Source organism: Bacteroides finegoldii DSM 17565 (assembly GCF_000156195.1).
Classification (GTDB): domain Bacteria; phylum Bacteroidota; class Bacteroidia; order Bacteroidales; family Bacteroidaceae; genus Bacteroides; species Bacteroides finegoldii.
The window spans coordinates 177,508-203,158 of sequence record NZ_GG688325.1; the positions used below are offsets into that span (position 1 = coordinate 177,508).

Genomic DNA, 25,651 nt, shown 5'->3' on the forward strand with positions numbered 1-25,651 from the left:
ATGAAGAATAAGATAAAGATTTATTTGTTGTTGATAGCTTTGGGCATTGGCTCCGTATCATGTCTGGATAAGTATCCTGATGATGCTATCCAGGCCGGTCAGGCTATCAAGACAGTGGACGATGCCAATCAAGCAATTATTGGCATCTATGCGGCATTCAAGGATGCTTCGCTCTATAGCGGACGTCTGACGTTGCTGCCCGATTTGCAGACCGATCTGGTGTATGCGGTCACCGGATATTCTAATCAATATGGTGATTTGTGGCGTTGGAACATATTGGCTACCAATGAAGATATTGAGGCAGTGTATGGAGCTTTGTATTCCGTTATCAATCGTTGTAATTTTCTGTTAGATTACATTCCGGGCGTACAACAAAGCACGATAGACGATGATGCGCTCGACAAATTGGATATGATTCACGGCGAAGCCCTTTTTGCACGGGCGTTGTGTTATTCTGAATTGATTAAGCTGTTCTGTAAATCATACGAAAGTGATGCGGAAGCCGAAAACGAATTGGGAGTCGTACTCACTTCTCATTATGATTCGGTAGACAATACCCGCCGTGCTTCTTTAAAGGACTCTTACCAATTTATATTGGATGATCTTGAACTGGCTGCGGAATATTTGAAAATAGATGAAAACAGTGTGACAAAGGATGACCTTTACAGCACTCCATATATTAATGAATATACGGTTTATGCTCTCCGCGCCCGTGTTGCTTTATATATGAAGCATTATACTGAAGCCATCAAATATTCGACCAAAGTCATTGACAGCGGATACTATGTGCTTTCAAGTGCATCTATACAATATGGAAGTACCGGACAGAGCTTCTATCAGTATATGTGGACGAATGATGCTTCCACCGAAATCATTTGGAAAGTTGGTTTTACGCCCACTTCCTATGGGGGAGCTTTAGGCACTATTTTCTTCAATTATGACTATTCAACGGTGCGTCCCGACTATGTGCCTGCAAAATGGGCGCTGGATTTGTATGATGCGTATGATCTACGTTATTCGATTTTCTTCCAATCTTATTTAACCGGCTATCCGCATGCGTTGCAATGGCCGTTGCTTCAGAAATATTGGGGAAATACCGCTTTCATGGAAAGCTATAACATTCGCCACGTCTCCATGCCGAAACCGTTCCGATTGTCGGAGCAGTACCTCATTCGTGCGGAAGCATACTGCTTTAAAGATACGCCCGACTACGGAAGTGCAGGCAAAGATCTAGGAACCTTGCGTGCCGCGCGTTATTCTTCGTATAGCGGTGGTGTGAGCCTTTCTGACAGAAATGCTTTGGAGGTGATTGAAGAAGAACGTGTGAAGGAGCTATATATGGAAGGTTTTCGTCTTCACGACTTGAAACGTTGGCACAAAGGGTTTGAAAGAAAGCCGCAAAGTGAGTCTCTGAGTAACGGCAGTAGCTTGAAAGTAGAGAAAGATGATTCGCGTTTTGTATGGCCGATTCCGCAAAATGAATTGGATGCGCCGGGATCAGACATCCAACCGAATGAAAGCAATAAATAAATAGTTTTTAAAACCAATAGACATGAAAAAGATTATTATCGGATTATCGGTCATATTCACTCTCGCATTCGGATTCACCGGCTGCGACACCGATTATGTTAAGTATAGCGGTCCCGATTATATCATGTTCTCCGATACATTGTCCGTGCTTCCGGTACAAAATAACGAGGAGTATTTCGATATACCGGTAGCGGCCACTGAAGCTTGCAGTTACGACCGTACATTGGGAGTGGAGATTCTGGATAAAAAGACGAATGCAGTGGAAGGATGGCATTTTTCCTTAGAGTCAAATACGGTAACTATTAAGGCGGGTGAGCGTATGGCGAATGTCCGTATACGTGGTATTTATGACAATATAGAGATTACCGATTCACTGGGAATGGTTCTTCAACTGGTCAGTAAGGAAGAATCGAAGTGGGAGCTTTACGGAACCGAAACGAAAGTGATTTTACAGAAAGTATGTCCGTTCGACATTCATTTGTTTGAAGGTTATGCCTTGATTGTAACTTCCACCTATTTCAGCTCGTATATGCAGGGGGTAAGTCAACGATTGATCCGTACCGTAGTCGATCCGGATTCGGAAAACACTATTATAATGAAGGACTACTTCTACAAAGGATATGACCTCAAAGTGAAGTTTACTACTGATGACCTGCTTAATCCGTTGATTGAAATGGAAGACCAGCCGTTTGCTGCTACTACGGATGCCTTTGATACCATTTATGGTGACTGGGAAGTGTGGGCATATCAATCGGGGTATTACATTTCTTATTATAGTAGTTGCGAAAGGTTTATGCTACAGTACATGACATTACATGTGCCGGGGATGCCTGCCGGAAAAGATGAAGTAGGTACTTATATCAATGTTGTGAAATGGGTCAGTGATGACGAAGCGCAGATTCTCATTGAAGAAGGCGTCAATAATTCAATAAAACAATAATAAAAAACAAAAATATGAGAAAGCTTAAACAAAAAAACTTGGTTGCGCTTATGCGGAAGTTCTGCTTGGAAGGCTGCTTCACGGCTCTGTTCATGGCGTTATGCATTAGTGCTTGTTCGGATGATGACGATGATGCGGTAAAAGCGGTTTTTCCTGAAAAACAAACTGTCAATTGTGTATATGGTGATACAAAAGAGTTGAATTTTGAAACGAATGCCGATTGGCAGTTGACTTCTTCGGCTACTTGGTGCCGCTTTGTGAATGATGGTCATGAAGATTATTCTTTATCCGGAACTGCCGGAAAGCAGACAGTGACATTGAAGATTACCGATGAAGCTGTGGCGTTCGATGCACCTACTGTTGCCCGTCTGACTATGATGATAGGAGCGGAGAAGGCAATTATTGCTGATGTGGTGCGCGATAATAAAATGCGTGAATTGAAGATCTATGATATGGAAGGCAACGAAATCCATGAGATAGAAGTGGGATATAATAATTATAAGCCCTTTCAGATAAAGGCGAACTTCCGTTTTGCCGCAACTAACCGGCCGGAATGGTTGGAGATAGCCGGAAATACGATTGTGGGTACTGTAAATGAAATGACAAAAGGGGAAGTTAAGGTGATTGATAGTCCTCAGTATGCAAAATATATACAAAACGGTACATTGGTTTTTGCCGATGAAGACGGGGGGATGTCTTATTCGTTCCCTTTAGTATATAAAGGTATGGATCCGAAAAGTATCAAGATAGTTGACTCTAATCCTACTCCTTGGAATTGGGAAGTGTCGTTGGATGGCAAAACATTTACACAAACAAGCAGTTCGGGAACCGGAACTTCTACTACAACCTCTACTTATAATAAATTTGTACCTTATACCGTGCAAGCTTTGAATGATGAAGTGGTTCCAGTGTATATTCAGAAAGTAGAAGAGTATGGAACGGTGAAGATGAAAATAGGAGAAGAAGATGGAGTGGACTGGATGAGACTTGAAGATGACGGACAAGGTAATTTGCGGTTGAAAGTGGATCGATCTTCCGAAGAAAGAGAAGGATATGTGTTGGTATTGCCTAAAGCGTTATATGAAGAAATTAAGGATGAATTATGGGAAAATTTGATAGAAATGGATATGGAAACAGACGAACAGGATATCAAATATACTTATCAACAAAGTAATCTATTGATCAATTTTGTGCAGAAAGAGAAAAAGCAGGAGGCGGCACAGGCATTTAAAGTGACTTATTTTGATTCCGGGTGGAATACAGTAGAAGCTACTTGTACGAAAGTTACTGATACAGATATAGCAAGTTTGTATCCAGAAGTAAGTGACATTTACACAATGGAGTGGCCTTCTGCTCAAGGTGGGGTTACCATTGATCCATTAGAGGGGGATTACGAGACAGAATGGAATTTTAAAGTAATGCGTGATGGAGAAGATATAACTTCAGAAGAAATTTGTGAAGGTAATGGTACTTCTTTGAATGCCTTTATTGAAGGTACTTTAACAGAAGAGTTCCATATTTTAATAGAGAAAGACGATGTGACAATAAAAGTACTAATTATTACCCCGAATTATAATTAATCATTGAATAAATGAATAAGAAACTATATTCCATATTATTCTTTGTTCCCCTTATTGTCTGTTTATTGGCAATGACGGTGGTAACAGGATGCTCTGATGATGACGAACCGTTGCAGTCCACTTATGGATATGTGCAGTTCAGATTATTAAAGAGTGCATCCATGGACAAAGGAACGACAACGCGTGCTGTGACCGATAAGTTGGATAAGCTGAACGATGCACAGAAAGTGAAAGTTGTCATGCAATACAATGGTTCAACTATTACTCAGACTTTGCTATTGAATGCATACAATGCGGAAAATGCAGAATTCGGACTCCGTAGTGATAAGTTGAAGTTGCTTACAGGAACCTATACTGTTATTGGTTACTACTTGTATGATAAGTTGGACAATGTATTATATGCAGGACCAGCCGGGGAGAATAATGCCTTTGCGATTGTTTCCGACGGTCTGCATACACAGAATTTGAGTGTAGATGCGGTGGCACGAGGCATGGTGACATTCAAACTGGTGAAAGACTTTGTGAAGACCCGTGCAACAGGGGAAGAAGCTTATCCGTTGAGCAATATCCTGGCAATAGATATTACTGTGAAAAACCTTTTCACTCAGGAATTGACTACGATAAAAAGCATTCGGGTGAAATACGTAGAAGACTTTACCGATAAACCTGCAGAAGACTATGTCGATGCTGATAGAAACCAGGAGACTTCCTATATGGAATGTGATACGGTGGCATGGCTGAAAGCCGGTACTTATCAGATAAGTAGTTATACAACCTATTCGGATAAAAAGGCTAAGAACGTATTGGAAGTAGCCACCGTGCAGACATCCAAATCGTTTGTCGTGAAAGACAATGAAGTGACAAAGGATGCTGAAGTCCCTGTCCGTCTTGACGAAACAGCCGAATACATCAAAGACTATATAGCACTGAAAGCTATCTGGACAAAGATGGATGGTCAGAACTGGAAGTATTACGGAGAATCCTCACCGATGGGAGCCAATTGGAATTTCAATAAGGACATTGACTTGTGGGGAAATCAACCCGGCGTGCAGTTGTTGGATAACGGGCGTGTAGCTCTTTTATCTCTTGCCGGCTTCGGTGCTAAAGGAGTGGTACCCGATGAAATCGGTCAACTTACCGAATTAAGAATCTTATCATTGGGAACACATGATGAAAAGCTGGGAGGACGTTTGTTCGACAACTATTCCGTCAACATGAGCGAAGAACAGCGGAAAGCAATGAGAATGGACTATGATACGAAATTCCTTTCAAAAGACGCCCGGGAGGATTTGTCCGGTATTCTACGCAAAGGAATCAACGACAATCCGAAGATGAAGCCCATCAAGAGCAGCCGTATTTCTACGAAAGATGTGCAGTTTGGTGTTTTGACGAACGGAATCACCGGTGTATCCAAAGCCCTCATGAGGCTGACAAAACTGGAACAATTCTTTATAGCCAACTCACCTATCCGCAGTGACGGTTTCTTTGTTGAGGTAAAGCCTGATTCTCCTTATTATGAAGAACAGGATGAGTGGAAATGGGAGGATATGACCACCTTGACGGATATAGAAATCTACAACTGTCCTAATTTGGAAACGCTTCCAGTGAAGATGTTGAAGAACTTACCTGAATTGGTCTCACTCAATGTGGCGCGTAATCCGGGTATTTACGCTGAAGATAGAGATGTGTTGAAAGAGAACTGGGAAGAGATTATCGGAGACGATTCAAAGTGTGCGGATAAGATTCAATTGTTATATCTGGGATATAATAAATTGAAAGAATTTCCTGAATATGACCTTCTGAAAAAGATGAAAAAATTGTCATTGCTGGATTGTACCAACAATGAGATTGAAACATTGCATCCTTTCGGTAAGGAAGTCAAACTGATGAAAGTATATCTGGATAATAATAAAATAACAAAGATTCCGAGTGTTGAGGAAGACAACGGATTGAAATATTTCTTTGGGTGGAATGATGTGGAGAATTTTAGCTGTTCAAATAATCTGCTGACCGAAGTGCCTAATATTTTCAATGCCAAGTCTGATTTTGTAATGGGAACAGTCGATTTCTCCAACAATCTGATCGATAAGTTTGAAGATGGCGAGGATCACCGGGGCATCAATGCTTCTACTGTAAATCTGCACCACAACAAATTTAAGGTATTCCCTAAACTTCTGTTTGAGAAAGAATCACCGATGCAGACACTGAATCTTTCCTCCAACGGTATGACAACCATTCCTAAAGGGGCATTGAAAGGAAAAACATCTTTGGAGTATCTCACAAGTCTTGACTTGACTTATAATAAGTTGAGTTCGCTGACTGATGATTTTTATGTGATTAATATGCCGGTATTGTACGGATTGGATTTGAGTTACAATCAATTCTCCAAATTCCCGACCCAACCGCTGTCAATCAATTATCTGGTGGTATTCGGTATCAGACATCAACGTGACGATAACGGCAACCGGACATTGCGGGAGTGGCCTACGGGACTTTATAAGAATCCGAGCCTTAAAGCCTTCTATATCGGCTCCAATGACTTGCGTAAAATTGACGATACCATTTCGCCGACTATCTTGATGTTCGAAATCAAGGATAATCCCAATATTTCGATTGACATAAGCGATGTATGCCCTTATATCAAAGCCGGACGGTATACGTTGGTTTACGATAAGTCGCAGGATATCCGTGGTTGCGATGCGCTTGATCTGGGTAAATAACAATATAGAATAAAATATCAATGAAATATTTAGTAAAAATAGCATTAGGATTATTCGTTTACATGGCTGCTGTGGCATCATGTAAAGATGATGACGATAGTGGTATTACCGGATTCTCTATAGATAAGGAAGATATCACGATGGGTGCTGACGGTGGCAAGGATAGGGTCAACGTCTTATCGGGAGGCGAATGGGTGGCCAGTGCGTCGGAACCTTGGGTAAATATCTCTCCTGCCAATGGTTCCGGGGTTACCGAGTGTACAGTTTCTATTGATTCGACCTTGATTAATGGGATGCGTGAAGCGGAAATCCGCTTTATCCCACGTGGGCAGGCACCGTGTGTCATGACAGTGCATCAGACCGGTTATGGTAAGATGATTTATATCGAACAGCCGGATGTGGAAATCAAAGCCTCGGACAATTATGATAAACGCTATTTTGATGTGACCGTCACCACAAACGTCGCATTCAAAATGAATACGGTATATGATGTCGTACCGGAGAAACAGTGGATTACTTTGCCTAAAGACCCTACTGTTGATTTGGACCGTGGTTCTCGTCCGCGCACTACTAAAATCCGTGTGGAATGGATGATGAACCCGGATTTCGATATTCGTACGGCTAAAATTCATTTCACACCCCAAAAGGCCGATGATCAACTGGAACAGCCTGCCGTGGTGACAGTCACTCAGAAGGCTTCACCGAGGATTGAAGATAACCGTTCGGGCGACTCATTGGCATTGCTCACTATCAGGGAACGTCTGGAAGTAGGTAATAACTGGAATCCGGGAGAAAATATGAGGTATTGGGACAATGTCGTATTGTGGGAAGAAGATGACAAGGATCTTCCGAAAGGGGAAAATGTCGTGGGACGCGTTCGCTCCGCTACTTTCAATATGATTAATACCAAAGAATCCATTCCGCAGGAAGTGCATTACCTGACGTATCTGGAGAGTCTGACTTTCTTCGGCAACACGAATACGGCAACTAAGAGCATTACGTTGGAAGCGGATGTATGCAGTAATTTAAAGTATCTGAAGTCATTGACTGTCAGCGCTTACGGGCTGATAGCGCTTTCGGACGATTTTGTCCAACTAGGCGATCGGCTCGAGACGTTGGACTTAAGTAGTAACAACTTTAATTCCGTACCTGCAGTTATAACGAAAGAGAACTTCCCGAAACTGAAGTCGCTTAACTTGACTGGCAACAGAAGATCGGTTCTTTCCGACCTTAGAGAAGCCAAGGATAGCAGCAAGTATCCGGATGGTATCGGTCTGTTCTTTAATACGAAAGAGGATAATACGCTTCGCAGATTATTCCTGTGGGATAATCTGGAAGAGTTAAGATTGTCTTACAATTTTATTGAAGGTACATTGCCCGACTTTAAAATAGGAGAGGAAGGAGTGACCGGTTACTCACAGGACGATGTGGATGCATTTGGCGGTGATACCATTCAATATCTGGTAAACGAAGGTGTCAACATTCCCAAAATCCTTCCGAAGATGAAACGGCTTAGTGTCAACCTGAACTTCTTTACCGGCAATCTGCCCGACTGGATGTTGTATCATCCTCATCTGATAGATTGGGATCCGGAGATATTGATCTACAACCAGATGGAAAAAGGATTGAATTCGGAAGGAAAAATGGTAAGGTTTGATAACGAACCGTCTACATTCGACGCGTATTTTAAAGCCTTCCCTAAATTCAAGGAAAAATATGAACTCAAAGAATAGGATATGAAGAGAATATATATTTATGTAATAACAGCGTTTGCATTGCTGGCGGGAGCTTGTAGTGACAACAACCTGAACGATGACGCTCCGGTGGTTCCCGCTACTCCGGACATAGTGATACCGGAAGGAGCTGCCGAAGGGGAGTTATTGATTAAGTTCGTTCCCGAAATGACTGAAATTCTCGACCGCACGATGAAAACACGTGCGGCGGGAGCCTCCACCCGGTCGGGCATTCCCTCAACGGACGAGGTGCTCTCTATCTTGGGAGCGTATGACTTTGAACGCGTTTTTCCAGTTGATTCGCGCACCGAAGAAAAGAGCCGTGAGGCGGGATTGCATCTTTGGTATCTGGTACGTTTTGATAAAAATACGGATTTGAAGGAGGCTATGGAAAGATTGTCAGGTTTGGGTGAGATTTCCAAACTCCAGATAAATCCTGCCATTCAGCGTGCCTATAATCCCAAGAAGAAACCTGTTCCGGTGTCGGAAGCAGCCCTTAACAGGATGAGAACCCGCGCGGCAGCAGACAATGGTTTCAAGTTCAATGATGCTTTGTTACCGCACCAATGGGGATACATCAACCGTGGAGCGTATGACTTTGCAACAGAGAAGGCTCCTGCTATTGTTGGCTCCGACGTTAATTGTGAGGAAGCATGGGAACTGTGTACGGGTGATCCGGAAATCATTGTTGCCGTGCTTGATGAAGGAGTTATGTATACTCATGAAGATTTGACGGATAATATGTGGGTGAATGAAAAGGAACAGGTTGGTTCTGACCAGGATAATGACGGCAATGGTTATAAGGGTGACCGTTATGGTTACAATTTCGTGAAAGATAACGGGAATATCAGTTGGCAAGCTGCCGAAGATACCGGTCACGGCACGCATGTGGCGGGAACGATTGCTGCCGTGAATGGTAATAATATAGGAGTCTGTGGCATTGCCGGAGGAAACGGAACCAAAGGGGGAGTACGGATTATGTCCTGCCAGGTTTTCGATGGCGATGGTCAGGTGAGGATGGTTAATGAGGCAAGAGCTATCAAATATGCGGCCGACAACGGTGCTGTAATCCTTCAATGCAGTTGGGGGTACAATTCTGCTTATTCCAATCCGATGCTAGGATATGTGCCTGGTCCTGCCACAGACGAAGAATGGGCAAAAAGTTATCCTTTGGAAAAAGAAGCGTTGGACTACTTTATTCATAACGCGGGTTCTCCTAATGGGGTAATTGAAGGCGGACTGGCTATTTTTGCTTCCGGTAATGAATATTCGTATATGTCTTCCTATCCGGCAGCTTACGAGGGATGTATTTCGGTAGCTTCGATCGCAGCCGATTACACACCGTCGTCCTTCAGCAACTATGGTGCGGAAGTGGATTTCTGTGCTCCGGGCGGTGACAGTGAATATCATTGCGTCCCGGGAAAAGATACTGATGGTAATGATGTGAGCATTGACCAGGGAATGATTCTCTCTACGTTGGTAGTGGAAGGCAAACAAGCCTACGGATATAATGAGGGTACGTCGATGGCTTGTCCTCATGTATCGGGAGTGGCTGCATTAGGCTTGTCGTATGCTTTGCAGCAACGCCGCCACTTCAAAGCACAGGAGTTTATAAATTTGATGAAGCAGACAGCGAGAGAGGTGGATTCATATTACAAAGGCTATAAGACCTATTATTATTTGCATAACTCTCCGGGATGGTCGGCAACAAAAATGGATCTGCCTTCTTACAGGGGTAAAATGGGTAAGCTGGTCGATGCCGGTGCTTTGCTGCGTGCTATTGCCGGAAGCGGGTCGGATATGAAAATACCGAATCTGTATGTAGGAACCGGCAAAACCGTGAAAATAGATCTGAGACGTTATTTCTTGAATGGGGAAGAATTGACATACGAATGTACTATTAACGATACGTCGAAGGCTGTTGCTACTTTTGAAGGTACTGTAATGACTGTAAAAGGGGTTGTTACGGGCATGACAAACGCCACATTGAAAACAAGCGGCGGTAAGGAACAATCCTTCACCATTACTATCCGCAATAATGCGAATGATAATGGATGGATGTAATTGGGTTTGACAGATAGATGAACAGGAAACGGAGATATTGTTGGCTTTACTGGCTGATAGCCTTTTCTCCTGCACATTATATGGGTGCACAGGGAGTTGGCTATCAGTCTGTAGCAGTCGATTCGTTGGTCAATCCTCCTTTACTGGAAGAGGGCGGACAAGTATTTTGCTTCGATTCTCTCCATATGCATATCGGTAATATACCTGATACCGATGCACCCCGGGTCTGCACATTCCCGTTCCGCAATATCAGTGGCAGGGAGGTACGGATTACGAAAATTAGCACTTCGTGCGGGTGTACGGCAGCGGCATTCAGTTCGGAAACTCTTGTCCCGGGAACGGAAAGTACGGTGACGTTGGTATATGATCCCAAGAACCGTATCGGAACAGTAGAAACCTATGCATTTGTGTATACGGATGTATCGGATAAACATCCGGTAGCCCGTCTGGTGCTGACGGGTGAAGTGATCTGTTCTGACGAGTGGAGCTATCTTCCTGTCGTGGTGGGAGTGCTGCGCATGAAACGCAAACAGGTCGTCTTTTCGGAAATGACCTCCGGCATTCGTCCTTCAGAACGTATTTTGTGCGCCAATACCGGAAAGAAACCTTTGAAGCTTTCTGCACGGATGCTTCCCCTGTATGCTGCTTTTCATACGGAACCGGCAGTTATACAGCCGGGACAGGAAGCGGACGTGGTAATCACGGTAGATGGTAGTAAATTATCTGATATTCCGGACAGCAGATTGCAGTTCAATTTTCTTGTTGAAGGAGTTGATGCACCGGTAACGGATCGCTTAGTCAAAGTAACTGTCAAACGTTTGTAATAATATTTTTGATTAACATTTTAAAAACTATAATATGAGAATTCTTTTCAGAATAATACCGTTATGTATGCTCTTGCTTGGCTTTGTGGCCTGTGATGATGAAGATGAGGCAAAGGTGGAAACACTGGAAGTGACTCCCGCCAATCTGAACGGTACCTGGCAATTAGTGGAATGGAACGGAGAGTCCCTTGCAGAAGGTACTTATTGCTATATAACTTTTGTCCGCAGAGATAAAACTTTTCAGATGTATCAGAAATTTGATAGCATGTATGCCCGTTTCTTCAGCGGGACATTCGAAATTGAAAAAGATGATGATCTGGGATATATTGTGAGTGGTAAGTATGATTACAGTTTGGGTGGTCGTTGGAACAATTCATATGTCGTAACAGATCTTTTACCTTCGGGTTCTATGATTTGGACTGTGAAAGATGATATGGGAGATGTGTCTAAGTATGTACGCTGTGACGGAGTTCCTTCTGATATTGTAGAAGAAACTGAAGTTGATACGGGTAATTAAATCTGATAATACCGGTCATGTCATAAAAAAAGTCATGAATTATTTGGAAATAAGATAAAGGGTTTCTATCTTTGCATTAGATTTATAGTTGTAATGAATACAAGTTTGGAAAGGAAGGGATAAATGATGAAACCATACGAACGATTATTAGATCATAATATCAAACCATCAGTACAGCGCATTGCCATTATGCAATACTTGATGGAATATCCCGTCCATCCATCGGCGGATGATATTTACACCGCATTGTCTCCATCTATGCCTACGCTTTCAAAAACTACGGTTTATAATACTTTGAAACTGTTTTCGGAGCAGGGAGCGGCACAGATGCTCACAATTGATGAAAAAAATACTAATTTTGATGCGGATACTTCTCTCCATTCTCATTTCCTTTGCAAATGTTGCGGACATATTTATGATTTGCAATGTCCCGAAGCGGTGAAAGATGTGGAAAGTATGGAAATGGAGGGGCATCAGGTAGCGGAAGTTCATTATTATTATAAAGGTATTTGCAAGAATTGCTTAAGTAAAGATAAAGAAACACGTATTGACTAATTAATTTAAAATTGAGAAGAAAATGAAAAAATTTAGATGTACTGTTTGCGGTTACGTTTATGAAGGTGACGCAGCTCCTGAGAAATGTCCTTTGTGTAAAGCTCCTGCCAGCAAGTTCGTTGAAGTTGTTGAGACTGAAGGCGGTGCACTGACTTTTGCTGATGAGCACGTTATCGGTGTTGCAAAAGGTTGTGATGAAGAAATGATTAAGGACCTGAACAACCACTTCATGGGCGAATGTACTGAAGTTGGTATGTATTTGGCTATGAGCCGTCAGGCTGACCGTGAAGGTTATCCTGAAGTAGCTGAGGCTTTCAAGCGTTACGCTTGGGAAGAAGCTGAACACGCTGCTAAATTTGCAGAGTTGCTGGGTGACTGTGTATGGGATACCAAAACTAACTTGCAGAAACGTAAAGACGCTGAACAAGGTGCATGTGAAGATAAAAAACGTATCGCAACCCGTGCTAAAGCTTTGAACTTGGATGCTATTCACGACACTGTACACGAAATGTGTAAAGACGAAGCTCGTCACGGTAAAGGTTTTGAAGGTTTGTACAACCGTTATTTCGGTGATAAATAATCAAGCCTCATAATAACTCTTAAAAGGTCTGTGTTCTCATACGAATGCAGACCTTTTTTGTTTATATTTGCTCATCAACTTTTAAATGCCGCAATTATGAGAAAAGTACAACTGTTGTTAGTTTGTTTGATGTTTTCTGTAGTCGCTTTGGCTGCTGAAAAAGTAATTAAGTTGCCGAAACCCAACTTGGACCGTACAGGTTCGGTAATGAAAGCCTTGTCTGAACGGCATTCTACTCGGGAATTTGCTGCAAAGGCTTTGAGCTTGTCGGATCTTTCGGATTTATTATGGGCTGCTAATGGAGTTAACCGCAAAGACTCGGGTAAACGCACAGCTCCTTCTGCTTTGAACAAACAGGATGTGAATGTGTATGTTGTTTTATCGGAAGGAAGTTATTTGTATGATGCCCAAAATCATCAGTTGACTCTGGTTGCTGAAGGAGATTATCGTAGCGCAGTTGCAGGTGGACAGGCTTTTGTGAAATCGGCGCCTGTCTCTTTGGTTCTGGTCAGCGATGTTTCTCGTTTCGGAGATGCAAAGAATGCCCGTAACCAGTTGATGGGAGCTATGGATGCAGGAATCGTTTCACAGAACATTTCTGTCTTTTGTTCTTCTGCTAAATTGGCTACAGTGCCACGTGCATCGATGGATGGCAATCAGTTGAAGAAAGTGCTAAAGCTAAAAGACGGTCAGATTCCCATGATGAATCATCCGGTAGGATATTTTAAATAAGAAATGCGGGGATATAAAAAAGTGACGATATCTTTATGAGATACCGTCACTTTTGATTTTACTTTAATAGAAATTCATCAATTGCTTTTTTGTAGGTTGCTTTATCGGCAGCTCCACGGAAAAGCTGTGGATCTCCTTTCATGGGGATGAATACGAACAAAGGGATACTTGTTGCATTGAACAGGGCTGCCAGTTCTTTCTGCCTGTCTACATTCACTTTATAGATAATTATCTTCCCTGCATATTCCTTTGCCAACTCTTTCATGATAGGAGCTGTCTGCCGACATGGTCCGCACCAGTCGGCATAAAGGTCAATGATGGCAGGCTTGTCGCCTTTGTATTTCCACTTCTTTGATTTCTCATAATCGAAGACGTCTTTCAGAAACATTTCCTTGTTCATTACGACGACTTCACCGTTATCTGTTACTTCTTTTTTACCTTGATTGGTTTCAGCTTTGTCATTGAAAGCGTATATAATCACGCTTACCATGACGAAAGCTACCATTGCTAATACTTTCTTCATTCGTTATTTTGTCTTTTATGTATAATGTTTCTCAATTACCCCTTGCAGTTCGCTACTGTGGATTACACCTGAATGTCTCCAGACAGCTTCTCCATCTTTGAACAGTATAAAGGTCGGTACTGCTTGTATACGGTATTTTGTAGCCAGCTCTTCATGCTGGTCAACGTCTATCTTTACAATACGCGCTTTATCACCTACATTCTGTTTCACTTCTTCCAAAACAGGTTTCATCGCTTTACAGGGTCCACACCATTCCGCAAAAAAATCTACTAAAACCGGCATCGGCAACTTTATTAAATCTTCAAACTTTTCCATAAATCTTTCCTTTCTTAAAATTAACTGTCAGTCATTGAAGACTGCAAATATAAACTCTGTTTTATATATATAACGGAAAAATGCCGTTTTTGTTCACAAAATAGTAATTGTAGAGACATCCTATTGTAATGTGAAACAAGGAATTTTGCGTATCGAAACGGAATAAAGGTTGAACTAAATAATGATAGCCTATGAAATTCTTATTTATTGTTCAAGGTGAGGGTAGGGGACACTTGACACAAGCCATCACCCTCGAAGAAATGTTACTGCGTAACGGGCACGAAGTGGTGGAAGTGCTGGTGGGCAAGAGTTCGTCACGTACCTTACCGGGATTTTTCAACCGGAGTATTCATGCACCGGTGAAACGTTTTATTAGTCCGAACTTTCTGCCTGCAGCAGATAGTAAACGCCCGAGTTTGAAGAAAAGTGTTTTTTATAATTTGCGGAAGATACCGGAATACTTTCGTAGCATGTGCTATATAAATCAGCGGATCAAGGAGACGGGTGCAGAGATTGTCATTAACTTCTACGAACTTTTGACGGGACTTACATACGCTTTTTTCCGTCCTGCCGTCCCGTATGTATGCATCGGACATCAGTACTTATTTCTGCATCGTGATTTTGAATTTCCGGAGAAGAACTTCGTTCAACTATGGATGTTACGTTTCTTTACGCGGATGACGGCTATTAGGACTTCGAAGAAGCTAGCTTTATCTTTTAGAACTATGGAACAGGATGATGTACATCGGATAGTTGTAGTACCACCTCTGATTCGTCAGGAAGTGGCGTCCATCCAACCGGAAGAGGGGAATTATATTCATGGATATATGGTGAATTCAGGTTTTTCCGATAGTGTGGAGAAGTTTCACATTTGTCATCCGGAGATACCACTGAAATTCTTTTGGGATAAAGCGGATACGGAGGAAGTGACAAAGGTGGATGAGACGCTCCGTTTTTATCAGATTGATGATATCAAGTTTCTCAACGGAATGGCTGGTTGCCGGGCTTATGCAAGTACGGCAGGGTTTGAATCTATCTGTGAAGCGATGTATCTTGGAAAACCTGTCTTGATGGTGCCGGCACATATCGAACAAGATTGTAATGCTTATGACGCGATGAGGGCAGGTGCGGGAATTATCAGTGATTCTTTTGATTTGGAATCGTTGCTTCGTTTCGCCGGAAGATATACTCCGAACCGGAACTTTACCTCTTGGGTGCGTAGCTGTGAACGGCGGATAATTTTTGAATTGGAAGAAACAATGAATGTGGTAATTGATGAAATGTATATGGTAGAAAGCTTTGTCTGATTGACGTGGAATGAGCAAAGAAAAATGGATAATGAAGTCAGATGATTCAATCATCATTCATTATCCATTTATTCTTTATAACTGTTTAGGCTCTTTATTCCTCAATAGTCAATTCATCAATGATGTGGGAAGCTCCCGCATATTTATCTATAATAAAGAGTGTATAACGAATGTCGACACAGGCTGCGCGCTGTGATGACGGGCGGAAAGCAATGTCGCCCGTCAATCCTTCAAAGTTACGGTCGAAAGCAGTTCCTACCAGTTGGCCTTTACCGTTGAAGACCGGGCTGCCGGAGTTTCCTCCCGTATTGTCGGTGTTTACAATAAAGCAAACGGGCATTTCACCATTCTTACCGTAACGCCCATAATCCTTGGCTGCGTATAACTCCTTCAATTTCTGAGGAACTACAAATTCCCAATTGCCTTGATCTTCTTTTTCCATCACTCCCTTGAGGGTTGTGTGAGCGTCATAAACAGCTCCGTCGAACGGTTCGTAAGAAAGTACCTGACCATAGGTTAGCCGTAAAGTTGAATTTGCGTCCGGATAAATAGGAATTCCTTTATCCTTTCTCATATCCATCATACCTTTTACCCATACTTTGTGGGCTGCATTGTAATTCTGATTCGCTTCCTTCATGGCGATAGCAGTTTTCAGTATGCCGTCGGTAATGGAGTATTTGAATAATATCATCCAGTCATATCCTATCTTATATAGGCTTGGCTTTTTGATGAACTTCTCAAAGTTTTTGGGATTACCGAAGATGGAATGTTCGAAACATTCGTCGATAAATGCATCTATACTTCCTTTGAAGCGTGAATTGATGATTTCAAAGATATTGATCCGTTGTTCTGCCGGAATATAATTAGCATAGGTTTTCAACATTTCTTTTCCCACCATCCGTTCTACTTCGGGGAAAGGAACAGATGCGAAGTATTTTTCACCTTCCTTTTTCAGTTTTTGAGTCGCTTCTTTTATCTGCCCCTTGTCTTTCGATTTCAAGGCAGCTACCAATTCCATAGTGGAAGGAATACGCATGAAGTCAAGAGCTGTCACCAATGCTTCATTCAAGGCTTGTTGATGGTAGAGCGCATCACGACGATGAGCTACAATGGAACGGATTTCATCGAATGCTTTTTGGTAAGAGTCATCTCCTTTTTCACGACCGCGTGCCAGGAGTTCTTCTTGTTGTGCACGCTTGGTATCTAAAACCTTGAGCCGTACCAAACCTTCGTTCATACCAATTGCATTTTTCCAATAGTTGGCAGATGACGCATATTTGCTGGCATAATGAATACGTACGGCAGGATCTTTAAGCATTTGCTCCATAAGTACCTTTTGACGTGCTCCACGTACATGTTGGCGCATGAAATTGGTTGTTTGCATCCGTTCCTCCACTTCATCGGAAATCATGTATCGCCAGTTACGTCCCGGAAATCCCATGACAAAGGTAAAATCACCTTCTTGTACACCGGCCAGACTGATGGTGAGATGCTTCTTCACTTTTAACGGTACATTGTCTTTCGAATAGGCTGCCGGTTTTCCGTTCTTGTCCGCATAAATGCGGAACAGCGAAAAGTCACCTGTATGGCGCGGCCACATCCAGTTGTCGGTATCCGCTCCGAACTTTCCAATGGAAGAAGGAGGGGCACCGACCATACGGATATCACTGTACACGGTTTTTATGAACATATAATATTTGTTCCCGCCGTAAAAGGCTTTGAGCTCCAGTTTGGTAGCGGGAGTAACTTCTATGTTTTCAGCTTTGGCAAAACGTTCCGCTACTTTACTAAGATAGCTGGGGGACAGGTAATTGATTCCGTCAGGATCCGGATCTTTTTTCAACTGCTCGTTGACGTAATCCGTCACATCAAGAATCCGATCGATATAAGTAACGGTCAGTCCCGGAGTAGGGAGCTCCGCATCGCGGTTCATCGCCCAAAAGCCTTCTGTCAGATAGTCGTGCTCCACGTTGCTGTGTTGCTGGATGGCTCCGTAACCACAGTGGTGGTTAGTCAGCACCAATCCTTCGGAAGAGATAACCTCTCCCGTGCATCCTCCTCCGAAGTGTACGACTGCATCTTTCAAAGAAAGACCGTTGGAATTGTAAACCTCTTCAATAGGAATCTCAAGTCCAAGCTCGCGCATGGCAACTTCATTCTGTGTTTTCAAGTCGGTCAGCATCCACATACCTTCGTCGGCGTGGATACTGAGCGTTGCCAATGAAAAGACTGCAAATAGGATTTGTTTTTTCATTTATTCTACAATTGTCATTTCGTTTATCAGATGTCCGCAGTTTCCTAATTTCTCCAAGATGAACAGGACATAGCGGATATCCAGATTGATGCAACGTTGCAGGTTGTTGTCAAAGTTGATATCACCACTCAGCGATTCCCAGTTTCCATCGAATGCACAACCGATCAGTTCTCCGTTCTCATTCAGAACCGGACTGCCTGAATTACCTCCGGTGATGTCATTGGTTGAAAGGAAGCAAACCGGCATATCACCGTTCGGCAAAGCATAACGGCCGTAGTCCTTTTTTTCTATCAGCTCTTTCAACTTGGCAGGTACGACAAACTCACGATCTTCCGGATTTTCCTTTTCCAGAATACCCTTGGTAGTAGTGTAGTAGTTATAGTGTACACCGTCTTTCGGGTCGTAAGGTTTCACGTTACCGTAAGTCAGGCGGATTGTAAAGTTCGCATCCGGATAAGAAGGAACAGGTAATTTCATTTCACCCAAACCACGGATGTAGGTTTTGTGTAATAAAGCCAATTCCTTGTCCATATCCTTCAACTGTCCTATGAGTTGTTCGAGTAAATCATATTTGGACTGGCAATATTGCAAAGCCAGGTCGTTATCAATAGCTTTTACAGTCGGTTTCTTGATAAACTTCTCGAAGTTTGCACGATTGGCAAAAATGGAATTGTCATACATGTCATCGATAAATTTATTATAGTCGCCTTTATATTTCTGTTCGATAAGTTTGTAGATAGACGGACGTTGCTCTGCCGGAATCATTTCCGCATAAAGAGGGAACAATGCTTTGGCCACCTTACGGTCTACTTCGTGGTCATAGTCTTTGTTATGAATCTCATCATATGTCTCTTTCAGAGCTTCGATACGTACTTTAACCAAAGAATCGTTCTTTTCTACCAATGCTTCCCGAGTTTTGGACAGCAGGGTACTTCCGAACTCGATAGCTCCGAAGAACGTTTCTCTTAAACAAGTGTACTGATAGTTGAGAGGAGCTGTCTTAGCTACCAAGTCATCTATCTTCTTCACTACCTCCGCATAATCGGTATTGTTCTGCTTTTTGGCAAATTCAGCGAATTTGGCTTCCTGTGCCGCTTTTGTGCCTAGTACATCATTATCGATAATAGCCTTGTTCATTCCGATAGAATTTTTCCAATAGTTGCTGGAACCTGCATATTTGTTGGCATATTGAATACGGATCTTGTCACTGGCGTTCATTACTTCTTTCAAAACAGCTAGACGGGCTCCACGAATGCGGATGCGCGGTTCGTTTTCCGATTCCATGCGTTCTTTTACTTCCGATACGGTCAGATAACGGCTTGTACTTCCGGGAAATCCCATAATCATGGCATAGTCTCCTTCTTTCAAGCCCTTGATAGAAATAGGCAAATGTTTTTTTGTTTTCAAGGGAGTATTGCTTGTACTGTATTCTGCCGGCTCTCCGTTGGCATCCGCATAAATACGGAACATAGAGAAGTCACCGGTATGACGGGGCCACATCCAGTTATCTGTTTCTCCGCCAAACTTACCGATAGAAGAAGGAGGAGCTGCCACCATACGCACATCCGGGTATACTTTCTTATAGAACATATAGAATTTATTTCCGGCATAGAATGGGAGTGCCTGTGGCACGATTCCTTTTTTGTCTTTCAGATCACTTTTTGCATACAGCTCTTCTGCCAGTTTCTGGAGAAACGCACCGCTGAATGATTCAGTCTCAGTGATTTCTTTAGCAGCAATCTTAGCATTGACAATATCAGTGATATCTTCGATACGTTCGATAAATGTAAATTTCAATCCCGGAGTAGGAAGTTCCATCTCTCTGGAAGTAGCCCAGAAACCATCCGTCAGATAATCGTGTTCAACGCTGCTATGTTGTTGGATGGAAGCATATCCGCAATGGTGATTGGTCAGGATCAATCCTTCCGGTGAGATAATCTCTCCGGTACAGCCTCCTCCGAAGATACCGACAGCGTCTTTTAGGGAAACTCCATGAGGGTTATATAAATCTTGCGCTTCCAGTTTCAAACCTTGTTTTTTCATCATGTCTATAGAATGCTGCTGTTGCATTAGCTGCAATAACCACATACCTTCATCCGCTTTAGCGGAACATACGATTAGCGCAGTCAGCGCCAATAAATAAAGTTTTAGTCTATTCATTCTTTAATGCTGATAATTAAAATATTTATGATTCTATTTTGTCTTTTCCACTCTCAACTCTCCACTTCTCAAAGCTTCCATGATATTGGCAGGCGGACGTTGGTTCATTAGTTCATTCTTCATGAAATCCATATAAGGCGCTACGTGCTTAAAGAATTTGTAATATCCTTTGCACAGATAATTCAAGCCGGGTTCGCCTTCCGATGTACGGCTGAAGCGATTCTTCGGACATTCTCCGTTGCAGGCAAACAGGAATTCGCATTCCTTGCACTGGGTGGGGAGAGATTGGTATTTCATGTTGCCGAAGTGATGTTGGCGTTCACTGTGCATCATTTCTACCAATGTCTGATTATAGATGTTTCCCAGTTTATATTCGGGGAAAACGAAGTGGTCGCACGAATATACATCACCGTTGAATTCCATAACACCGGCGTGTCCGCAAGTTTTTGCCATCGTACATATTCCCGGCTGTTCACCCATCCAGTTTGCCAGAGTGGAGTCGAATATCTGTATGTAGTAGTTGCCTACGTCTTCTTTCACCCATTCGTCAAAAAGAGTACACAGGAAATTGCCCCATTGCTCCGGAGTGACGGAGAAATCGGCCAATTTCCCTTCCTTGTCTTCGGCAAGAGAGGCGAGATGCCGTCCGTCTTGATGCGGAAGAATACGTTCGACGATAGGAGCAAACTGTATATAATGACAATCTATCTCTTTGAAAAAGTGATAGAAGTCCAGCGGATAGTCAGCGTTGAAGTCATTGACAACGGCCATTGCATTCCATTCTACATTGTGTTTTTTCAGCAGATTGATACCCTGCATCACTTTCACGAAGGAAGGTTTGCCCATTTTGTTTTTACGGTATTCGTCATGAAACTCCTGTGGTCCGTCGATAGAAACTCCTACCAGCCAGTTGTTGTCGTGAAGGAACCGGCACCATTCATCGGTGAGCATTGTTCCGTTCGTCTGAATACAGTTGTCAATGGTACGTCCGCGTGCATATTTCTTTTGCAGTTCCATAGCCTTTTTATAGAAAGAAAGCGGACGCATCAGTGTTTCTCCCCCGTGCCAGGTGAAAAGCACCTGTGGCATGGTTTGTGAGTTGATATACTCGTCGATGAACTTTTCCAGAAGCTCATCGCTCATTACGTGTTTCGGATTATCTTTGTATAGATTTGCCTTTTCCAGATAATAGCAATAGTCGCAAGCCAGGTTGCATACGGCACCTACCGGCTTTACCATCACATAGAGAGGTTTGGCAAAAGGGGCGTAAGTTGATGTTTTCATAGCCGCAAAATTAGATAAACTAAATGAAAAAAAAGCCTTCTCCATATGTTTATAAGGATTATTAAAGAAAAGAGACTTACAAGATTTAAATATTGATAAAATGTTTCTCTGAAAAATGAATCGGTTGTACCTTTGCACGCAGAATCAAATGAATAGACGAACGTGAATAAACTTTTATCTTTATTGTTTTTGCTCCCGTTTCTGGCTTCCTGCACTAATAAGTACAAGATCGAAGGAACATCTTCTGTGAATAGTCTGGATGGAAAAATGCTGTATCTTAAGTCCTTGCGTGATGGTGAATGGGTGAAACTGGATTCTGCTGAGGTAGCGCACGGTCTGTTCTCCATGAAAGGCAAAGTCGATTCCGTACAGATGGTGACACTTTATATGGATGATGAAAGCATCATGCCGATTGTGCTGGAAAATGGAAAAATCAAGGTAAACATCAGTAATTCGGATATCAAAGCGGTGGGTACTCCTTTGAATACGGCACTATACGAGTTTATTGAGAAAAGGAACCGACTGGAGGAAAGTATCGGAGAGTTGGAACAGAAAGAAACCCGTATGGTGATGGACGGAGGTGATTTGGATGAGATTCATTCACAATTGGCAGTGGAAGGAGATTCACTGATGAAAGAGATGAATCAATATGTGAAAACTTTCATTTCCACCAACTACGAAAATGTGTTGGGACCCAATGTGTTTATCATGCTTTGCAGTTCGTTGCCTTATCCTATTATGACTCCGCAGATAGATGACATCATAAAAGACGCTCCTTATTCTTTTAAAAGCAATAAGTTGGTAAGAGAGTTTCTTTCGAAGGCGAAAGAGAATATGAAACTGATAGAAGAGCACAAGCGTCTGGAAGAAAATGCTTCGGTAAAGAAGTGAATATAACTTCTCTATTATCGGTCTTGATCTTCGTTCTTTATCATTCCCTTATGTTTCTCCGGTAAAGCACTTTCAACGGCGGCGTATGCTTCCGCCATAGTCGCTTTGATATTTTCCATACCTTTTCCTTTAGGCGGAATAGGCTCATGAATCGTGAGAATCATGCGGTGACGGTGTATCCATTTGCCTGTACGCGGGAGGATCTCAAATGAGCCGTCAATGGTGACGGGCACTACTGCCAGTTGTAAGTCATCCGCCAATTGAAAAGCTCCTTTCTTGAAATACCCCATGTGTCCGGTGAAAGTACGAGCCCCTTCCGGGAAAACGACCAAAGATACTCCGTCTTTCAAAGAGTCCTTCGCCTGCCGGATCGTTTCCAACACTTTCTTCGGACCGGACCGGTCTACAAAAATGTGCCCTGCGCTTTCGCAGGCTTTTCCAACGAACGGTAGTTTACGCAGACTTTTTTTCATCATCCATTTAAAGTTTCTTCCGATAAAACCGTAGATCAGGAATATGTCGAATGAACCTTGATGGTTAGGTACAAAAATATAGGAAGTTTTATCATGCAACTTTTCACGCCCTTGAATCTTTACGGGAATCAGCAGGAACAGACAGATTAATTGTGACCATATCTTTCCCGGATAATATCCCCAGATGTGGGCTCCTCCCAAAAGAGAACCTACGATGGTGACGAGTGCCGTAAGGATAGTCAACACTAATAATATAGGTAAAGCGATGCAAATCTGATAAATATAATAAAGTATCTTCATAGGGTTGGATTTTTCTTCTGCAAAGTTACTACAAAAAAGTGAAATGCGGAAGAATATGGTAATGGATTTGATTTACAGGGGTTTCATTAACGCTGCCAATTATTCTGAGAGCCATTACAATCCACGCCGAAGCCAAATCAAGACGGAGCTACGTTACTTGTTCGTAACCACGCCCAATAGGTGACGAAATGGACACGAATAACGAAACAAGGCCTTAAAGATTAGTGAGTTACTGACAACTCACGCAAAAAATCCGGTAACAAAAAAAGATTGCGCCGTTCTTCCGCGATTTGCGTATCAGAGGAGGGCTCTTCACCAACTAATTTTGAACAAAAAAAATTAAGGACGATGAAGAGTACATTTTCAGTTATTTACTACCTCAAACGTCAGGTAGTGAAAAAAGACGGGACGGTTCCCGTCATGGGACGCATCACGGTGGACGGCAGCCAGACGCAATTCAGTTGCAAACTGACCATCGATCCCAAGTTGTGGGACACCAAAGGGGGACGTGTCACGGGCAGAAGCACGGCGGCACTCGAAACGAACCGCATGCTTGACAAGATGCGGGTGCGCATCAACAAGCACTATCAGGAAATCATGGAGCGTGACAACTTCGTCACGGCAGAGAAGGTGAAGAACGCCTTTCTCGGACTGGAACACCGCTATCACACGCTGATGCAGGTGTTCCAGCAACACAACGAGGACTATGCCAAGCAGGTGGAAGCAGGCATGAAAGCCAAAGGCACACTCTTGAAGTACAAGACCGTTTACAAGCACCTGCAAGAGTTTCTCAACATCCGTTACCACGTGAAGGACATCGCGTTGAAAGAGCTTACCCCCGCTTTCATTTCCGACTTCGAGATGTTTCTGCGCACGGACAAACACTGCTGCACCAATACCGTGTGGCTGTATGTATGCCCACTTCGGACGATGGTGTTCATCGCCATCAACAACGAATGGCTCACACGCGACCCGTTCAGGGAGTATGAAATCAAGAAGGAGGAAACGACACGCAGTTTCCTGACCAAAGACGAAATCCGCCTGCTGATGGAAGGTAAACTGAAGAACGCCAAACAGGAACTATACCGCGACCTCTACCTGTTCTGCGCCTTCACGGGCTTGTCATTCGCCGATATGCGCAATTTGACGGAAGAGAACATCCGCACCTACTTCGATGAACACGAGTGGATAAACATCAACCGCCAGAAGACGGGCGTGGTGTCTAACATCCGCCTGCTTGACATTGCGAAACAAATCATCGACAAATACCGCGGGCTGTGCGAAAACGGCAGGATTTTCCCTGTTCCCCACTACAACACGTGCCTCGCCGGGATCCGTGCCGTCGCCAAGCGTTGCGGCATCACCAAGCATATCACGTGGCATCAGAGCCGCCATACGGCAGCCACGACGGTGTTCCTCTCCAACGGTGTACCCATCGAAACAGTCAGTTCCATGCTGGGACACAAGAGTATAAAGACAACGCAGATATACGCGAAGATAACCAAAGAGAAGCTCAACCAAGACATGGAGAACCTTGCCGCAAGATTGAACCAAATCGAGGAATTTGCAGGATGTACCATCTAAAACAGAGACGCAATGAAACGTGACATAATCATTATAGAGGACAAGACGGTCAGCGTAACCGGTAACGAGGTATGGATGACCGCCGGGGAAATCGCCGAAGAGTTCCATGCCACCGTCCCGGCAGTGAACGCCGCCATCAAAGCCGTCCGCAAGTCGGACGTGCTGAACGACTACGAGGTATGCCGCTACATACAGCTTGAAAACGGCCTGTACGCGGATGTTTACTCGCTTGAAATCATCATTCCAGTAGCCTTCCGGCTGAACACCTACTATACACACGTGTTCCGCATGTGGCTGGTGGAGAAGGCACTCTCAAAGGAAAAGAGGCAGACATACGTGATGTTCATACAGAACGGGAAAACCGGATATTGCTGAACACGCATACAGACAACGAAAAAGGAAACGGACAACACCATCGGGTGCTGTCCGTTTCCTTTTTTTTTCATGCAACCGCCTTATTCCAGCGGCTTGAGGTAATTCGCCTCCAACAGTTCACGCAGTCCCGATTCGGGATAAAGCACCTTACCTGCCAGAAGGATAAAGGGCAGCATCCTGTTGTTGCGATACTCCTGCAAGGTGCGGCGGCTTACCCGGAGCATTTCCGCCACCTCCCTGTCCGTCAGGTAATGTTCCCCGTCCAGTGGCGGACGGTAACTTTCCAAAAATGCGGAGAGCCATTTGGAGCCTTTGAGCATATTCTGTATCGCGGTGGCAACCGGCTCGTCCTCCATTGAGAAAACCTCGTTGTTCTCGTTCATCATAACATCGGATTAAGTGGTTAATAA

The 25,651-nt window shown here is 43.3% G+C and carries 22 protein-coding genes; 15 read left to right on the top strand and 7 right to left on the bottom strand.

Going from position 1 to position 25,651, the window contains the following annotated elements; genetic code table 11:
• From BACFIN_RS07995 to BACFIN_RS07945, 11 genes are all read left to right on the top strand, one after another.
• A complete protein-coding gene (locus tag BACFIN_RS07995) occupies nt 1–1,530 on the top strand; it encodes a RagB/SusD family nutrient uptake outer membrane protein (RefSeq protein WP_007754459.1) in 1,530 nt (509 codons plus the stop codon).
• A gap of 22 nt (nt 1,531–1,552) precedes the next feature.
• The gene (locus tag BACFIN_RS07990; protein ID WP_007754461.1) at nt 1,553–2,470 is read left to right on the top strand and encodes a DUF4984 domain-containing protein; all 918 of its coding nucleotides are present in this window, start codon (nt 1,553–1,555) and stop codon (nt 2,468–2,470) included.
• A gap of 14 nt (nt 2,471–2,484) precedes the next feature.
• Nucleotides 2,485–4,050, top strand: coding sequence for a DUF5003 domain-containing protein (locus tag BACFIN_RS07985; protein ID WP_007754463.1), 1,566 nt, complete (start codon nt 2,485–2,487; stop codon nt 4,048–4,050).
• 11 nt (nt 4,051–4,061) lie between these two features.
• On the top strand, nt 4,062–6,770 hold the full coding sequence (locus BACFIN_RS07980; RefSeq protein ID WP_007754465.1) for a DUF4458 domain-containing protein: 2,709 nt from the start codon (nt 4,062–4,064) through the stop codon (nt 6,768–6,770).
• 20 nt (nt 6,771–6,790) lie between these two features.
• Nucleotides 6,791–8,503, top strand: coding sequence for a BACON domain-containing protein (locus BACFIN_RS07975; RefSeq protein WP_007754466.1), 1,713 nt, complete (start codon nt 6,791–6,793; stop codon nt 8,501–8,503).
• Nucleotides 8,504–8,506: 3 nt separating this feature from the next.
• Nucleotides 8,507–10,567 carry a S8 family peptidase gene (locus BACFIN_RS07970; RefSeq protein ID WP_007754467.1) on the top strand — a complete coding sequence of 687 codons (2,061 nt, stop codon included), beginning with the start codon at nt 8,507–8,509 and terminating at the stop codon, nt 10,565–10,567.
• A gap of 17 nt (nt 10,568–10,584) precedes the next feature.
• Entirely contained in the window at nt 10,585–11,391 is an 807-nt protein-coding gene (locus BACFIN_RS07965) for a DUF1573 domain-containing protein (protein WP_050761280.1), read from the top strand.
• Between the two features lie 34 nt (nt 11,392–11,425).
• Complete coding sequence (locus BACFIN_RS07960) at nt 11,426–11,908, top strand: lipocalin-like domain-containing protein (protein WP_022276075.1); 483 nt, start codon at nt 11,426–11,428, stop codon at nt 11,906–11,908.
• Between the two features lie 126 nt (nt 11,909–12,034).
• Complete coding sequence (locus tag BACFIN_RS07955; RefSeq protein ID WP_032839684.1) at nt 12,035–12,463, top strand: Fur family transcriptional regulator; 429 nt, start codon at nt 12,035–12,037, stop codon at nt 12,461–12,463.
• 22 nt (nt 12,464–12,485) lie between these two features.
• Nucleotides 12,486–13,043, top strand: a complete 558-nt coding sequence (locus BACFIN_RS07950; RefSeq protein WP_007754478.1) for an NADH peroxidase — start codon at nt 12,486–12,488, stop codon at nt 13,041–13,043.
• 96 nt (nt 13,044–13,139) lie between these two features.
• Nucleotides 13,140–13,775, top strand: a complete 636-nt coding sequence (locus BACFIN_RS07945; RefSeq protein ID WP_007754480.1) for a SagB/ThcOx family dehydrogenase — start codon at nt 13,140–13,142, stop codon at nt 13,773–13,775.
• A gap of 58 nt (nt 13,776–13,833) precedes the next feature.
• Here the strand turns inward: BACFIN_RS07945 and BACFIN_RS07940 are convergent, their stop codons facing one another.
• Nucleotides 13,834–14,298, bottom strand: coding sequence for a thioredoxin domain-containing protein (locus BACFIN_RS07940; protein ID WP_007754483.1), 465 nt, complete (start codon nt 14,296–14,298; stop codon nt 13,834–13,836).
• 15 nt (nt 14,299–14,313) lie between these two features.
• Nucleotides 14,314–14,613: a thioredoxin gene (trxA, locus tag BACFIN_RS07935; RefSeq protein WP_007754485.1), complete on the bottom strand. Its 300-nt coding sequence runs from the start codon at nt 14,611–14,613 to the stop codon at nt 14,314–14,316.
• Between the two features lie 191 nt (nt 14,614–14,804).
• Between trxA and BACFIN_RS07930 the strand changes: the two genes are divergently transcribed.
• Entirely contained in the window at nt 14,805–15,920 is a 1,116-nt protein-coding gene (locus BACFIN_RS07930) for a glycosyltransferase family protein (protein ID WP_007754487.1), read from the top strand.
• 94 nt (nt 15,921–16,014) lie between these two features.
• Here BACFIN_RS07930 and BACFIN_RS07925 read toward each other — a convergent pair whose 3' ends face one another.
• From BACFIN_RS07925 to BACFIN_RS07915, 3 genes are read right to left on the bottom strand one after another with little or no spacing between them, the layout of a single operon-like run.
• On the bottom strand, nt 16,015–18,174 hold the full coding sequence (locus BACFIN_RS07925) for a S46 family peptidase (RefSeq protein ID WP_007754489.1): 2,160 nt from the start codon (nt 18,172–18,174) through the stop codon (nt 16,015–16,017).
• Entirely contained in the window at nt 18,175–20,334 is a 2,160-nt protein-coding gene (locus BACFIN_RS07920; RefSeq protein ID WP_007754493.1) for a S46 family peptidase, read from the bottom strand. It abuts the gene before it with no gap.
• A 33-nt stretch (nt 20,335–20,367) separates the two neighbouring features.
• A complete protein-coding gene (locus BACFIN_RS07915; protein ID WP_032839687.1) occupies nt 20,368–21,618 on the bottom strand; it encodes an anaerobic sulfatase-maturation protein in 1,251 nt (416 codons plus the stop codon).
• A gap of 162 nt (nt 21,619–21,780) precedes the next feature.
• Between BACFIN_RS07915 and BACFIN_RS07910 the strand changes: the two genes are divergently transcribed.
• Nucleotides 21,781–22,509 (top strand): DUF4369 domain-containing protein, encoded by a 729-nt coding sequence (locus BACFIN_RS07910; protein WP_007754496.1) that lies wholly within the window; start codon nt 21,781–21,783, stop codon nt 22,507–22,509.
• A 14-nt stretch (nt 22,510–22,523) separates the two neighbouring features.
• Here the strand turns inward: BACFIN_RS07910 and BACFIN_RS07905 are convergent, their stop codons facing one another.
• The gene (locus tag BACFIN_RS07905; protein WP_007754498.1) at nt 22,524–23,282 is read right to left on the bottom strand and encodes a lysophospholipid acyltransferase family protein; all 759 of its coding nucleotides are present in this window, start codon (nt 23,280–23,282) and stop codon (nt 22,524–22,526) included.
• Nucleotides 23,283–23,630: 348 nt separating this feature from the next.
• On the opposite strand from BACFIN_RS07905, the gene BACFIN_RS07900 reads away from it, so the two are divergent.
• Nucleotides 23,631–24,866, top strand: coding sequence for a site-specific integrase (locus BACFIN_RS07900; protein ID WP_004308432.1), 1,236 nt, complete (start codon nt 23,631–23,633; stop codon nt 24,864–24,866).
• A 12-nt stretch (nt 24,867–24,878) separates the two neighbouring features.
• Nucleotides 24,879–25,241, top strand: coding sequence for a hypothetical protein (locus BACFIN_RS07895; protein WP_007754501.1), 363 nt, complete (start codon nt 24,879–24,881; stop codon nt 25,239–25,241).
• Between the two features lie 80 nt (nt 25,242–25,321).
• Here the strand turns inward: BACFIN_RS07895 and BACFIN_RS07890 are convergent, their stop codons facing one another.
• Complete coding sequence (locus tag BACFIN_RS07890; protein ID WP_004308430.1) at nt 25,322–25,627, bottom strand: helix-turn-helix domain-containing protein; 306 nt, start codon at nt 25,625–25,627, stop codon at nt 25,322–25,324.
• Nucleotides 25,628–25,651: the final 24 nt, after the last annotated feature.